11 protein-coding genes are annotated in these 13,829 nt (G+C 59.4%); 9 read left to right on the top strand and 2 right to left on the bottom strand.

From position 1 onward, the window contains the following. Position 1: 1 nt before the first annotated feature. Complete coding sequence (locus tag SIDU_RS18235) at positions 2 to 760, bottom strand: TetR/AcrR family transcriptional regulator (protein ID WP_020818097.1); 759 nt, start codon at positions 758 to 760, stop codon at positions 2 to 4. Positions 761 to 1,219: 459 nt separating this feature from the next. On the opposite strand from SIDU_RS18235, the gene SIDU_RS18230 reads away from it, so the two are divergent. From SIDU_RS18230 to gorA, 8 genes are all read left to right on the top strand, one after another. Then, complete coding sequence (locus tag SIDU_RS18230) at positions 1,220 to 2,863, top strand: AMP-binding protein (protein ID WP_007686272.1); 1,644 nt, start codon at positions 1,220 to 1,222, stop codon at positions 2,861 to 2,863. Next, positions 2,860 to 3,831, top strand: a complete 972-nt coding sequence (locus tag SIDU_RS18225; RefSeq protein WP_013040176.1) for a thiamine pyrophosphate-dependent dehydrogenase E1 component subunit alpha — start codon at positions 2,860 to 2,862, stop codon at positions 3,829 to 3,831. Before SIDU_RS18230 ends, SIDU_RS18225 begins: the two co-directional genes overlap by 4 nt. Continuing rightward, positions 3,824 to 4,807 (top strand): alpha-ketoacid dehydrogenase subunit beta, encoded by a 984-nt coding sequence (locus SIDU_RS18220; RefSeq protein WP_020818090.1) that lies wholly within the window; start codon positions 3,824 to 3,826, stop codon positions 4,805 to 4,807. The genes SIDU_RS18225 and SIDU_RS18220 overlap by 8 nt, the downstream gene beginning before the upstream one ends. Beyond that, a complete protein-coding gene (locus SIDU_RS18215) occupies positions 4,804 to 5,043 on the top strand; it encodes a lipoyl domain-containing protein (RefSeq protein ID WP_007682525.1) in 240 nt (79 codons plus the stop codon). The genes SIDU_RS18220 and SIDU_RS18215 overlap by 4 nt, the downstream gene beginning before the upstream one ends. A gap of 117 nt (positions 5,044 to 5,160) precedes the next feature. After that, entirely contained in the window at positions 5,161 to 7,695 is a 2,535-nt protein-coding gene (locus tag SIDU_RS18210; RefSeq protein ID WP_073507208.1) for a TonB-dependent receptor, read from the top strand. A 170-nt stretch (positions 7,696 to 7,865) separates the two neighbouring features. After that, on the top strand, positions 7,866 to 8,807 hold the full coding sequence (locus SIDU_RS18205; RefSeq protein WP_007682022.1) for an XdhC family protein: 942 nt from the start codon (positions 7,866 to 7,868) through the stop codon (positions 8,805 to 8,807). Continuing rightward, on the top strand, positions 8,804 to 9,796 hold the full coding sequence (locus SIDU_RS18200) for a molybdopterin-binding protein (protein ID WP_007682023.1): 993 nt from the start codon (positions 8,804 to 8,806) through the stop codon (positions 9,794 to 9,796). The genes SIDU_RS18205 and SIDU_RS18200 overlap by 4 nt, the downstream gene beginning before the upstream one ends. Before the next feature lie 38 nt (positions 9,797 to 9,834). After that, positions 9,835 to 11,181 carry a glutathione-disulfide reductase gene (gene gorA / locus SIDU_RS18195; protein ID WP_007682024.1) on the top strand — a complete coding sequence of 449 codons (1,347 nt, stop codon included), beginning with the start codon at positions 9,835 to 9,837 and terminating at the stop codon, positions 11,179 to 11,181. Positions 11,182 to 11,315: 134 nt separating this feature from the next. Here the strand turns inward: gorA and SIDU_RS18190 are convergent, their stop codons facing one another. Further along, complete coding sequence (locus SIDU_RS18190) at positions 11,316 to 12,554, bottom strand: acyl-CoA dehydrogenase family protein (protein ID WP_007682027.1); 1,239 nt, start codon at positions 12,552 to 12,554, stop codon at positions 11,316 to 11,318. A 367-nt stretch (positions 12,555 to 12,921) separates the two neighbouring features. Here SIDU_RS18190 and linX point away from each other — a divergent pair, with 367 nt between their 5' ends. Next, positions 12,922 to 13,674, top strand: coding sequence for a 2,5-dichloro-2,5-cyclohexadiene-1,4-diol dehydrogenase LinX (linX, locus tag SIDU_RS18185; protein WP_007682029.1), 753 nt, complete (start codon positions 12,922 to 12,924; stop codon positions 13,672 to 13,674). Positions 13,675 to 13,829 lie beyond the last annotated feature (155 nt).

Below are 13,829 nucleotides of genomic sequence, written 5' to 3'. Positions count from 1 at the left end.
CCTACCTCTGACTGCCGCCAATCTTTGCAACAGAGCCTTTTTTGGTGGCCCTGGCCAGTCGTGGCTTGCGGACGCGGCGCTGGGGAGGAGCCACCAGCCCGGGATAAATGTTGACGACCCCATCCAGAAACAGAATAATTTCCATCTCTACCCAGGCATCGACGTTTTCAGGCGTGTCGACCCCATATATGAATTTCCGGACGCCGAGATAAAAGATGCGCGAATTGACGCCAAGCACGAGTTCGGATTCGTTCTGTGTGAGAGGCATCTCTTCAATCGTAGGCAGGCCAAGATCGTGACGAAATTCGGCGCAAACCGGCCTGACGAGATGTTCTTGCATGAAAGAATACCAGCGACCGTTTATGTCGGATCCCTTAAGACCTGCGAACATGAATAGGCGGACCCAGTCATAATTAAGCACTGTCTGGGCGAGCGCCTGGTATACATTTACCAGCCGCTCTCGCAACGGAACATTGCGGTTGCTGATTACAATTTCCCAGTATGGATTCCACCGGCCGATGAATACTTCCTGATACACGCGTTCAATCAGTGCGTTCTTGCTGGCAAAATAGCGAAATAACAAAGGGTGCGTGATGTTCAGCCGCTTCGCTAGCTCGCGTGTGTCACCACCAAACCCTACTTCCGCGAAGAATTGCACGGCGCCTTCCACGATAAGCCGCTCGCGTTCGGCGCGCGGCAACCGCGGAGTGTCGGTCTGCGTTTTCTTACGCGGGGTCGTCACCTCATTCCCTTCTTTCATAACCAAGCGCCTTGGCGCCGATGCCAATGGTCGTGAATGCTAAAAAATGACCGGCTGGTCAAGTGCATAGGCGGATGCTTCGCTCCAGCTGACGGCGGTGCGCGCTGAATACGCGCCGCCGCTGGAAGAGGTCCTTACTCTGTGAGTTGTTGCATGTGCGCTTGCAGCATTGTGGCCGGCGGGCAGGAGTTGGGAATTGGTCGTTACGTAGCTTCTTTTTGGCGATGTTTGTGGCGCATAGGGCTATTGACAAATGCCCAAACGGTAACCTAAAGTTTCAAACAGACGCAGAGACGATAAGCGCCGTGCAAGTTGGGGCCATCCGGCCGGAAATGCTGAACGGATGGATCGGATGCTGCCAGGGGCCTGCGTGAGCGGGTTGGCAGGCTAGTTTCCCATGTACGGAAGACGAATCGGGAAAGCTCGTGGTCGGTGTGTTTCGCGAGTGAGGGGATAGACGTGCGAAAGGACGTGAGCGGTTGGATCACCCGTCTGAACGACGCGATGATCGACAACTACACAGCTTCAGGCGCATGGCGGAATGAGTCGATCGCCGATATCGCTGCGCGTCTGGTGATCGAAAAGCCTGACATGCTCGCATTTATTGAGGGCGATCGCTCGCTTTATCTGGGTAATCTTGTTACCAAGGCAAGAAAGATTGCTGCGGTACTTGCCACGCGTGGCCTAGTTCCGGGCGATGTGGTAAGCTTCCAGCTTCCCAACTGGCTCGAAACCGCGGTAATCAACCTGGCTTGTTGTATCGGCGGCTTTGTCTGCAATCCCATCATCCCAATCTATCGCGAGGCGGAGGTCGGCTACATCCTGCGCGACGGCCGTGCTAAGATTCTGTTCGTGCCGACGAGCTTCCGTGGCTTCGATTATGTCAATATGGCGCGCGCGCTTCAGGCGGGCCTTCCCGATCTTGCCACCATCGTTACCGTCCGGGGTGAGGCGGAGGGCTGTCTTGGTTATGAGGAGCTTCTCGCTTCAAACGCGCCTGACGTGGCAAGCGGCCATCCCGATCCCAATGCCGTCAAGCTGCTGCTCTATACATCGGGCACGACAAGCCATCCCAAGGGCGTTCTGCACAGCCACAATAGCTTAATGGCCGAGCTCCTTGCCGCTCGGGACTATTGGGGCCTTGGTGCGAGCGATGTGGTGCTGATGCCCTCGCCGGTTACGCATATAACCGGCTATCTTTACGCGCTCGAAATGGGTTTCGTCACCGGCTGTGCCGCGGTGTTGATGGAGCGATGGGACGCCTCTGAGGCGGTCGAGCTGATCAAGCGGCACGGCGTAACGATGAGCGTTGGCGCAACTCCCTTCCTCAGGGAACTTACGGATACGGTCGTGTCGGCCGGGGCTCTGCTCCCCACGATGCGTTTGTTTATCTGCGGCGGGGCGCCGGTTGCGCCGGAACTTGTGCGCCGGGCGGCGCAGGCGATCCCGGGGTGCGCCATATCGCGCGCCTTCGGAAGCAGCGAGGCGCCAACGGTCACGCTGGGTGTCCGGGGCGTCGAAGAGCTTGAGCTTGGCGCGACCACGGACGGGCGCATCGTCAACAATGAAGTGCGGATCATCGACGAAGCGACGGGAGCGTTGCTGGGCGAGGGGGCGGAAGGAGAGATCCTTGTTCGCGGCCCGGAGGTGATGCTGGGCTATACCGATCAAGCGCTGACGGACGATGCGTTCGATCAGGACGGCTTCTTCCGCACGGGTGATCTCGGACGGATCGAATTTGGCGATTTCCTGGCGGTGAGCGGCCGTAAAAAGGATGTTATCGTGCGCGGGGGCGAGAATATCAGCCCTCAGGAAATCGAAGATGCGCTGCATCGCTATCCTGCAATCACCGACGTCGCAGTGGTGGCGATGCCGCATGAAAGGCTGGGTGAAGGGGTCTGCGCCTATGTGATTGCGGATGCGCCCGTTTCCGTCGCCGACATTGGCAGCTTCCTCGGGGAGCAAGGGCTAGCGCGACAGAAATGGCCGGAGCGCGTGGAGATGGTCGACGCGTTTCCGCGCACGGCTTCGGGCAAAGTCCAGAAGAATATCCTGCGTGATCGCCTGGTTGCGCAGGCTCAGCCCACGGAGGCGTCCTTATGAATGGTCCGGACCTTCAACGGTCATTACGGCTTTTTGAGCGCATGCTGCTTATCCGCAGGATGGAGGAGCGGCTTGGTGACCTCGGGAAAGCCGGCGAACTTCCTGGCAATGTGCATCTTTATATTGGCCAGGAAGCGGTGGCCACCGGCGTCTGCGCACATCTTGACGACAGCGACTGGGTTGCCAGCACTCATCGCGGGCACGGTCACTTCCTGGCGAAGGGCGGAGATCCGCGCGCTATGGCGGCGGAGCTCATGGGCAAAGAGACCGGCATTTGCCACGGCAAGGGCGGCTCGATGCATGTTGCCGACGTCTCGAAGGGCATATTGGGCGCCAACGGCATTGTCGGCGGTGGCGTAGGGCTCGCGGTCGGTGCGGCACTCGGCGCGCAGCTTGACGGCGAGGGCCGGGTTGCCGTGGTGTTTTTCGGTGACGGTGCGTCCAGCCAGGGCGTCATTTCCGAGGCGCTGAACATCGCCGCCCTGTGGAAGCTTCCACTGTTGCTGGTCTGCGAGAATAACGGATTTTCTCAATTCTCCCCTTATGAGACGGTGAACGCTGGCGATATCTGGCGCCGCGCCGAACCGTTTGGCATGCCCGGCGCGCTGGTCGACGGCAATGACGTCCACGCCGTATGGCGGGTCGTTGGCGAGGCGGTTGCGCGGGCGCGCTCAGGCGAAGGGGCCACGCTCATCGAGGCTCGTACCTATCGCTGGCGGACTCATGTCGAATCCGAAGAAAGCTTCCTTGCAGCGCCTTATCGCACCCAGGAAGAAGTCGAGAGCTGGAAGCAGCGCGATCCGATTAGCCGGCTGGAAGAATTTCTCGTCTCCGAGGATCTGGAAAAGGACGTGGCCGCTATCCGGGCCAGGGTCGAGGGCGTTACCGAAAGCGCCATCACCGATGCTTTGAATGATCCTCTTCCCCCTGTCTCCCGTGCTTTTGAGGATATGTTCGCCAATGGCTAAGCGGCGCCTCATCCATGCTGTCAACGAAGCGCTTCATGAAGAAATGGAGCGCGACGATCGTGTGATCCTCTATGGCGAGGATGTCAGGATCGGCTTGTTCGGCGATACACGCGGCCTCTTCGACAAGTTCGGGGGCAAGCGGGTGATCAACACGCCAATCTCCGAGGTTGTCATGACCGGTATGGCGGTTGGGATGGCAGCGGCCGGCTATCGCCCGATCTGCCACATGATGTATGGCAACTTCCTCTACACCGGCTTTGACTCCATCGCGAACCAGGCCGCCAAGCTTCGCTATATGACGGCGGGCCAGCTCAAGCTGCCGCTCGTTTACCTGGCATCTACCGGTGCCGGCCGCTCATCTGGCGCGCAGCATTCCGATGCACCCTATCCAGGCGTCATGAACCTTGGCGGCATCAAGGTCGTGATCCCCAGCACGCCAGCCGACGCCAAGGGTCTGATGAAGGCCAGCATCCGCGAGGATAATCCGGTCCTCTTCCTGCTGCCCACCCGCCGCGGCGGCGAGCAAGGAGAAGTGCCCGATGGCGATCATGTCGTGCCGCTCGGCAAGGGATCGGTGAAGCGCGAGGGTCGCGATGTCACGGTGGTCGCGATCGGTGTGATGGTGCGTCATGCAATGCGCGCAGCGGCGACATTGTCCGAAGAGGGGATCGAGGTCGAAGTTGTCGATCCGATGACGCTCTTCCCGCTCGATAAGGAGCTGATCCTGGCCTCGGTTCGCAAGACCGGGCGCCTAGTAATCCTCGATGAGGCGCGTGCTACATGCAGCGCCGCAAGTGAAATTGCCGCTATCGTCGCCGAACAGGGTTTTGCTTCGTTGCGTGGTCCCGTGCGCCGGGACACCGTGCAGGATGTGGCGATCCCGTTCGCGCCCCATCTCGAAAATGCGGTGATCCCTGATGAGGCTATGGTTGAGGCTGCGATCCGCGCGGCTGTACGCGATGGAGACGTTGCATGAAGATGTCGCTTAAGTTGCCGATGTTTGGCATGAACATGGAAGAAGGCACGATCGCTCGCTGGCACGTACAGCTGGGCGCAGACTTTGCTCTCGGTGACATCCTTTATGAGGTGGAAACCGAAAAGGTGACGTCCGAGGTGGAAGCCCCGTGCGATGGAACTCTCATTGAAATATTGGTTTCTGAAGGTGATGATGCTGCTGTTGGAGCGGCAGTCTGCCGAATAGAAACGAAATAATTGTCCTGACACCGGAGTGAAGTGGGCAGGAGACACGGATAGTTTTTCAACGCGACCGAAGAAAAAATGTTTAAGAGCGCGAAACGATACTTCGGTCATATCTAGGGAGGGATGGTTATGATTGTCAGACCAGAAAGCACAACGAAACGGCACGGCATTAACTTATACGCATCGGGCGTCGCGCTTCTTTGCTTCTGTTCGCCCGCATTCGCCCAGAGCGAGGCTCCGGCGGAGCAGCCTGCTGCCCAATCCGCAGCCGCCGAAGCGCCGCAGAGTGAAAGTCTGGGTGCCGGCGAGATCATCGTCACCGCCAGCAAGCGCGCTGAATCGATCAACAAGGTCGGCCTCACGATTGCGGCGGTCAGTGGCGATCAGCTCGTCAAGCAGGGTATCAGCAGCGTCCAGGATTTGACCAAGGCCGTCCCGGGTCTGACCTATGCGCGGTCGGCATTCGGCACCCCGGTGTTCACGCTGCGTGGCGTCGGCTATTTCGATACCGCTCTGGCGGCATCGCCTGCGGTTAGCGTTTATGTCGACCAGGCGCCTCTCAGCTTCTCCGCGCTGCCCGGCATCGGGGTCGGTTTGGACATGGAGCGTGTTGAGGTACTGAAAGGTCCGCAGGGCATTCTGTTCGGCCAGAATTCCACCGGCGGCGCGATCAACTACATCGCCAACAAGCCGACCGACACTCTGACGAGCGGGTTCAGCCTTGGCTATGGACGATTTAGCACGGTTGAAGGCGAAGCTTTCATCAGTGGACCTGTGACCGACACGCTCAATATACGGCTCGCTGGCCGCAGCACTTATGCGGGATCGTGGCAGAAAAATTACTTCTCTCGTCCAGGTGACGAGTTCGGGAAGCGGCGGGAATTCGCTGGCCGTATCACTCTAGACTGGAAGCCCACCGATAGACTCAGTTTCATGGCCAGCCTGAGTGGTTGGCATGACGGCAGCGAGCCGCAGATCGGGCAGTACATCTTCCTGCGTCCTGCCACGGCGGGGCAGGAGCAATTTTTGAGCCCTCAGCTTTATAATTTCGAAACGGGTACATTGGTGACGCCATATGCGCCGCGCAAGGCGCGCGCCGCCGATTGGTCCGCGGATGCTGAACCTTTCCGTGACGACAGAATGTATAATGCCGCGCTGCGTACCGACTATGACGTGACCGATAATCTGACCCTGACCTCGATCACTTCTTATTCGGACTATAAGCGTAATAGCCGGGCGGCGGATGACGGCACTGCGGTGCAAGACTATGATTATGTCGCCAACGACGGATATATTCGTGACTTCAACCAGGAATTGCGCCTGTCGAACGACGCCGCATCGCGCATGCGGGTCACCGTCGGTGCTAATTATCAGCACAGCAAAGTCTATGAGCTAAGCAAGCTTTCAAATGGAGATAGCATCGTCTCGAATTTCTCTCAGATAGACGGGACGAGCACTTTGCTGCCGGTGCCATTTTCCAGAGCATCGGATTTCAGCCGGCAGACGATCGAAAATTATGCGTTCTTTGGAAACGTCGATTTCGATGTGACAGACACCATCACGGTGAAGGGTGGCCTTCGCTATACGAACAGCAAGCGCCATTTCGTCGGCTGTACCTTTGATAATAATTTCGACCCGATACATGGCGACGACACCTTTCGCAGGCTGTTCGACATTATCCACACGTTCGCCAGATCCCTGGTGGGCCTGGGAGCATCGACCCCCCTGCAGCCGGGTGACTGCACCAGTGCGATCGACCCGCTGACGGATGCCAACGGCAATCCACTTATCGGTGTAGAGAATGGGCAACGGCCGGATGCCTTTGAGAGCATCCTCGGCGATACCAACCTCAATGAGGATAATCTGTCCTGGAAGGTTGGCGTCGACTTCAAGCCGGTGGCTGGTTCGCTATTTTACGCGAACGTGACCAAGGGCTATAAGGCAGGCAGCTTCCCAACGATTTCGGCGGCGACTGTCAGTCAATATCGTCCGGTCGTTCAGGAATCGGTCATTGCCTACGAAGCGGGTTTCAAGCAGGAGCTGTTCGACCGCTCGGTGCTGCTCACCGGTGCTGGCTTCTACTATGACTACCGCAACAAGCAGCTGATGGGCTTCTTCGATCAGCCGCCTTTCGGCACCGTGTTCGCACTCGACAACGTGCCTAAGTCCACCGTCAAGGGCGGTGAGCTGGCCATCGTATGGCGGCCGGTCGATGGCCTCAACCTCAGTGGCGCGGTGACCTATGTCGACGCGAAGATCAAAAAATACTCCGGTCTGAATTCCGACTCGGTATTTACTGACTTTGCCGGCGACCGGGTGCCATTCGCTCCGAAATGGAATGCGAGTGCAAACGCCGACTATACCGTTCCGCTTGGCGCCAGCCTGGCAGTGAATTTGGGTGCCAGCCTGACCTATAACAGCAGCACGCAGGCTGCGATCGGTCATGATGCGGTGACGAAGGCGGTAACCTACATCAAGCCGTTTACCACCGTTGATGCTCGCATTGCACTTCAGGATGCGGACAATGCATGGCAGGTCCAGTTCTGGGTGAAGAATCTGACCAACGAATATTACTGGAACAACGTAGCGTTCCTGTACGATACGGCGGTTCGGTATGCGGCCATGCCACGCACCTACGGAGTAAAGACCAGCTTCCGTTTCTAAAGCTGATCGGAGGATCTTGGGTTGGTCTGTCGAGATTGGCCTGGGATCTCCCCTCCTCTGCCGGCATGAAGCCGGTGGTGCATTGAATGGATACGGCCGGAGCATCCGATTTTTCGGACGCTCCGGCCGTAATCCTTTAAGTTCAGCATTTTTTGGATCAGAATGGGATCATGGCTGAGGCAGCGGATGACCTGGATGTCGTGATAGATGCCGCGGCGCTATGGCTTGCGGCGGGCCGTCATGTCGCGCTTGCCACAGTGATCGAGACCTGGGGGTCGGCGCCTCGGCGGGCGGGATCCCATCTGGTGATCCGCGACGACGGAATTTTCGAAGGCTCCGTCAGCGGCGGTTGTGTCGAAGGCGACGTCATCGTTCAGGCTCTCGAATTGATTGCGGCAGGGGGCGGCTTTCGTCGCCTGGATTATGGCGTGGCTGACGCGCAGGCCTGGGAGGTGGGACTTGCTTGCGGCGGCCGAATCTCCATCCTGTTACAGACCGTCGATGGGGCACATTTTCCGCCTGCGCTGATCGAGCGTATCGTTGATGCACGGGCGCAGGGTTTGCCGCTGGGTCTGGCGACGGATCTGACAAGCGGTGCGACCCGCGAGAATGCGGCCCCTCTGAAGGAATGGTTCTTCAATCTCTATCCTCCGCGCCGTCGTCTCGCGATCGTGGGGGCGGTTCATATCGCCCAGCTGCTCGTCCCGATGGCGCGCCTTGCGGGCTATGAGACAACCGTTATCGATCCGCGCGGCATGTTCGCGGCGGCTGCCCGATTTGATCAACCTGTAGACGAGAATTGGCCCGACGAAGCGCTTGATCGTTGGCGCCCGGACGGCGGCTCCGCGGTAGTCAGTTTGACGCATGATCCAAAGCTTGATGATCCGGCGCTGGCGCGCGCTCTGAACTCGCCGGCCTTCTATATCGGCGCATTGGGATCACGAAAAACACATGCTGCCCGGCTCGAGCGGCTCGGCGCCGCCGGCTTCACGGATAAGGAGCTCGCCCGCATCCATGGGCCGGCAGGGCTCCCAATCGGTGCGGCGGGACCAGCCGAGATCGCCGTTTCCATCCTGGCCGAGATGACGACAGTCTTGCGGAGCTCGAAGTGAGGTTTGGACGGGTATCGCTGGAAGAGGCCGAGGGTGCGATCCTGGCCCATAGCCTCTCGATTCCGGGACGCCGCTTGCCAAAAGGGCGCGTGCTCGATTGCGATGATCTGGCGGCGGTCCGGCATGCGGGATTGGAAGCGCTCACCGTTGCTCGGCTCGATACGGACGATATTGGTGAAAATGATGTCGCGATGGCGATTGCGCAGAGGCTGGCCGGAGATCATGTCCGCGCCGAACCTCCCGTCCATGGGCGGGCTGATCTGATCGCCGAGACGAACGGCCTTCTCGTTTATGCACCCGACGGCATAGGCAAGCTCAATCGGGCAACGGAGGCGATCACATTCGCCGCCGTCGCGCCGATGACGCCGGTGCGCGCGGGCGACGTGGTAGGCACCGTCAAGATAATTCCCTATGCGGTGCCCCGAGCCGAACTTGTCTCAGCGGGGCAAGTCGCGGATGGTTGCAAGGTCCGTATAGCTGCATTCGGGCCCCTCTCGGTCAATCTCGTGCAAACCAGTCTAGGCAGCGTAAGCCTCAAGCTTCTCGCCAAGACCGAAACCGTTATAAGGCAGCGAGTCGAGAGGCTTGGCGGACATTTGAATCATGTGTGGATCTGCGATCATGATGAAGCGGCTCTAACCAATTTGCTCGCGGACTCTTCGGAGGCGGATCTTGTGCTGATCATGGCGGCATCGGCGACGGCCGACCGCGAAGATGTGGTCCCCGCGGCCATTCGACAAGCGGGCGGGCGCGTGGAGCGGGTGGGAATGCCGGTCGATCCCGGCAATCTCCTGTGCCTCGGTTGGTTGCGCAGGCGGGCTGTCATTGGGTTGCCGGGTTGTGCACGTAGCCCCCTGCGTAATGGAGTTGATCTGATATTGGAGCGGCTCTTCGCTGGGTTCGGCGTGGATAGCGATGTGATCGCCGGCATGGGAGTCGGCGGTCTGCTCGGGGATGGAGGCGGACGACTCGATGCGCGCGCCCTCTAGCTGTAGAAAAACAACACTTACTTGGTTGGGATTATTGGATGTTGACCTACGACTATGATCTGTTCGTCATTGGGGCGGGCTCGGGCGGAGTGCGCGCGGCGCGGGTTTCGGCAGCCTATGGCGCGCGGGTGGCGGTCGCCGAGGAGCATCGGGTGGGCGGCACCTGCGTGATCCGGGGCTGCGTGCCCAAGAAGCTGCTCGTCTATGGCTCGCATTTCGCCGAGGATCTGCAGGATGCACGGCGCTTTGGCTGGAAGGTGCCCGATTGCGAATTTGACTGGTCGGCGCTGCGCGACAATGTGCTCGCCGAGGTCTCGCGGCTCGAAGGTCTCTACACCGAGACGCTCGGCAACAATAAGGTCGAGATCATCCGCGAGCGGGCGACCGTCGCCGGGCCGCATGAGGTGCTGCTCGGCTCGGGCCAGACGATCACCGCCGGCAAAATCCTGATCGCAACCGGCGCTTGGCCGATCGTACCCCATTTTCCGGGGGCCGAGCATGGCATCACCTCGAATGAAGTGTTCCATCTCGATACCTTCCCCAAGCGCGTGGTGATCGCAGGGGCGGGCTATATCGCCAATGAATTTGCCGGCATCTTCCACCAGTTTGGTGCGCATGTGACGCTGGTCAACCGCACCGACGTGATCCTGCGCGGCTATGACGAGCAGATCCGCGACCGGCTGCTCCAGATCTCGATGACCAAGGGGATCGAGTTCAAATTCCACGTCGCCTTCGAGAAGGTCGACAAGCAACCGGACGGCTCGCTGCTGGTGCACATGACCGGCCATGAGCCGATCCCGGCCGACATGCTGCTATTCGCCACCGGCCGACGCCCGCATACCGAAAATCTCGGGCTGGAGACGGCCGACGTCGCACTCGACGCCAAGGGCGCGATCAAGGTGGACGACGACAACCGCTCGAGCTGCGCCAGCATCTATGCGGTGGGCGACGTCACCAACCGGGTGCAGCTGACGCCGGTCGCGATCCGCGAGGGCCAGGCCTTTGCCGACACTGTGTTCGGCAATAATCCCCGCCGGGTCGATTATGGCTGCATCCCGTCCGCCGTATTCAGCCATCCGCCGATGGCGGGCGTGGGCATGACCGAGGCCGAGGCGCGCAACAAGCTCGGTGAGGTCAAGGTCTACACCTCCGACTTCCGGGCGATGAAGAATGTGCTCGCCGACCGCCACGAGCGCGCGCTCTACAAGCTGGTCGTCCATCCTGAGACCGACGTGGTGGTCGGCATCCACATGATCGGCCCCGACGCGCCTGAAATCCTGCAGGCCGCCGCGATCGCGGTGAAGGCGAGGCTCACCAAGGCCCAGTTCGACGATACCGTAGCACTGCATCCCTCTATGGCCGAGGAACTGGTGCTGATGCGGTAGGGCTTGGGTTGCCAGCTACCGACGTATGCGCCTGGGCGCTGCGTCGGTCATGCGCTTGGCCTGCCGTTCGCCTGAACGCGACCGGCAGGCCGTTAGCTGGTCATTGCGACCGAATAACAGGGTCGGCAATTCAACTATTGACGATAGCGGCGCATTTCGAGGCGAGCGATCGCGCGGTTGTGAACCTCATCCGGCCCATCCACCAGGCGCATTGTGCGGAGATGTGCATAGGCGCGCGCAAGGCCGAAGTCGTCGGCGACGCCCGCGCCGCCATGCGCCTGGATCGCATCGTCGGCGATCTTCAACGCCATATGCGGCCCCGCCACCTTGATCATCGCGATTTCCGCTTGTGCTGCCTTGGCCCCAAGCTTGTCCATCACGTCGGCGGCCTTGAGGCATAGGAGGCGGGTCATTTCAAGTGACGTCCGTGCTTCGGCGATCCGCTGCTCCCAGATGGAATGCTCTGCTAGGCGTTTCCCAAAGGCAGTGCGCGAAAGGAGCCGCTCCACCATTTTCTTCAAGATTTCCTCGGCCAAGCCAATCGTGCGCATACAGTGATGGATTCGGCCTGGCCCCAATCGCCCCTGAGCAATTTCAAAGCCGCGCCCCTCGCCGAGCAGCATATTCTCGACCGGAACGCGAACATCCTTCAGCTCGACTTCGCCATGACCATGAGGCGCATCGTCATAGCCAAACACAGGAAGCATTCGCAGAACCTTAACCCCCGGCGTGTCGAGCGGCAGGAGGATCATGCTCTGCTGAGCATGGCGCGGGGCATCAGGATCGGTCTTTCCCATGAGAATGCCGACCGAGCATCGAGGATCGCCTATGCCCGAAGACCACCATTTGCGGCCGTTGATCACATAATGGTCGCCGTCACAAACGATGGAGGTTTCGATATTGGTGGCGTCAGAGGATGCGACTCGCGGCTCGGTCATCAGAAAGACCGAGCGAATCTTCCCCTCCATCAGCGGCCGGAGCCAGCGCTCCTTATGCTCGCGAGTTCCATAGCGGTGCAGGACCTCCATGTTGCCGGTATCGGGCGCGGAGCAGTTGAACACCTCGGACGCCCATTCGATGCGGCCCATCTCTTCCGCGCAGGAGGCATATTCCAGATTGGTAAGGCCCGGAGCGACGAACTCGAAGCTGCTGTCGACGGGATTGTGGCCGGCCAGCGGCGGCATGAAAAGATTCCATATGCCGTCCGCTTTCGCGCGCTCCTTCAATTCCTCGATTATCGGCAGAGTCTTCCACCGCTCTCCACTAGCCTGCTGCGCGGCATAGGTCTCATCATGGGGCCGAACCACATCGTTCATGAAATTACGGACCCGATCACGCCACATGGTTTCCGCGGGCGACATCGTGAAATTCATATTGCAGTCCTTATCTGGCCCATGGGCATGATGACCACATGGTAATTATCATTAACCCCTGCATGATCCAAGCGATTCGATAAAAGGAGGGCATGCGCCATCTGCGTAGGCTTTTTCACTTCGAGTCGGAGATTGCAGGCCGCGAACGCTGTAAAGGAAGCCATTGTAGAACATAGAGTATGAACCAGCGCCTTTCGCCCCGGCTGGACAAGAGGGCATTTCGTCCTCTCGCAAAGCAGGCTTGTAACCATGTGGTAAGTATGCTCTGATCTTTCAGGCTGGTGCCAGGCACATGGGGCCACTGGCGATGTGGTCAAGGCTGAAGCGAAGTCAATTCGCGCAGTTGAGCATTTTCGGAGGATGAAGAATGGCTAACAGACTCGCAGGCAAGGTTGCGCTCATCACGGGTGGAGCGAGCGGGCTCGGCGCCGCTCAGGCGAAGCGTTTCGCGGAAGAAGGCGCCAAGGTCGTAATCGGCGACCTCAATGAAGAGATGGCCAAGGGCGTCGTAGCCGAAATCAGGGCTGCTGGTGGCGATGCGCTCTTCATTCGGTTGGATGTTACCGATGCGGCGAGCTGGAATAATGCGATTGCCGCTGCCGTCGAGGCTTTTGGCGGGCTTACGACTCTATCCAACACTGCCGGTATCATTCATCCTGGCGGCTTCGAGGAGGAGAGCATTGAAGGCTGGAACAAGATGGTGGCGGTCAATCAGACTGCTATCTTCCTCGGAATCAAGGCGGCAATCCCCGAGCTGGTGAAGTCGGGCAATGGCTCGATCATCAACATCAGTTCGTTGATCGGCATGTTTCCCACCGCCGGCAATGCCAGCTACTGTGCCACCAAAGCGGCCGTGCGCATCATGAGCAAGGCGGCGGCGCTGGAGTTTGTGGACCGCGGCGTTCGGGTGAATACGATCGTGCCCGGCGGAATGAACACGCCGATCACGGCGAATGTCCCCCCTGACGTGCTGAAGCAGCAGACAAGCCAGATCCCCATGGGAAAGCTCGGTGACCCGATCGACATTGCCAACGGCGCGCTTTTTCTGGCCTCTGACGAGGCGAAATATATTACTGGCGTGGATCTGCCGATTGACGGAGGCTGGTCCGTGGGTGTTTGAACTCATTGATATTATTTGTGAAAACACAGCATTAGAAAGTGAAAGCGCGCGGCTGCGTGCCGCGCGCAAAGGGGCAGCATTAGCGGGCCAGGGGACTTGGACATTTAGTCTCACTTTTCGGTCCGGTTCCTCAGAATCCAGCTTGACTACCAACT

This window comes from Sphingobium indicum B90A (assembly GCF_000264945.2).
Classification (GTDB): Bacteria; Pseudomonadota; Alphaproteobacteria; order Sphingomonadales; family Sphingomonadaceae; genus Sphingobium; species Sphingobium indicum.
Note: the sequence above shows the minus strand (reverse complement) of the source record. Positions and strands in the feature narration are given on the sequence as shown.

What these genes read in the sequence shown, in the direction of transcription:
- SIDU_RS18215 (WP_007682525.1), top strand. Translation starts at nt 4,804, where the DNA reads ATGAAGATGTCGCTTAAGTTGCCGATGTTTGGCATGAACATGGAAGAA.
- SIDU_RS18190 (WP_007682027.1), bottom strand. Translation starts at nt 12,554, where the DNA reads ATGAATTTCACGATGTCGCCCGCGGAAACCATGTGGCGTGATCGGGTC.
- SIDU_RS18235 (WP_020818097.1), bottom strand. Translation starts at nt 760, where the DNA reads ATGAAAGAAGGGAATGAGGTGACGACCCCGCGTAAGAAAACGCAGACC.
- SIDU_RS18225 (WP_013040176.1), top strand. Translation starts at nt 2,860, where the DNA reads ATGAATGGTCCGGACCTTCAACGGTCATTACGGCTTTTTGAGCGCATG.
- SIDU_RS18210 (WP_073507208.1), top strand. Translation starts at nt 5,161, where the DNA reads ATGATTGTCAGACCAGAAAGCACAACGAAACGGCACGGCATTAACTTA.
- SIDU_RS18220 (WP_020818090.1), top strand. Translation starts at nt 3,824, where the DNA reads ATGGCTAAGCGGCGCCTCATCCATGCTGTCAACGAAGCGCTTCATGAA.
- linX (WP_007682029.1), top strand. Translation starts at nt 12,922, where the DNA reads ATGGCTAACAGACTCGCAGGCAAGGTTGCGCTCATCACGGGTGGAGCG.
- SIDU_RS18205 (WP_007682022.1), top strand. Translation starts at nt 7,866, where the DNA reads ATGGCTGAGGCAGCGGATGACCTGGATGTCGTGATAGATGCCGCGGCG.
- gorA (WP_007682024.1), top strand. Translation starts at nt 9,835, where the DNA reads ATGTTGACCTACGACTATGATCTGTTCGTCATTGGGGCGGGCTCGGGC.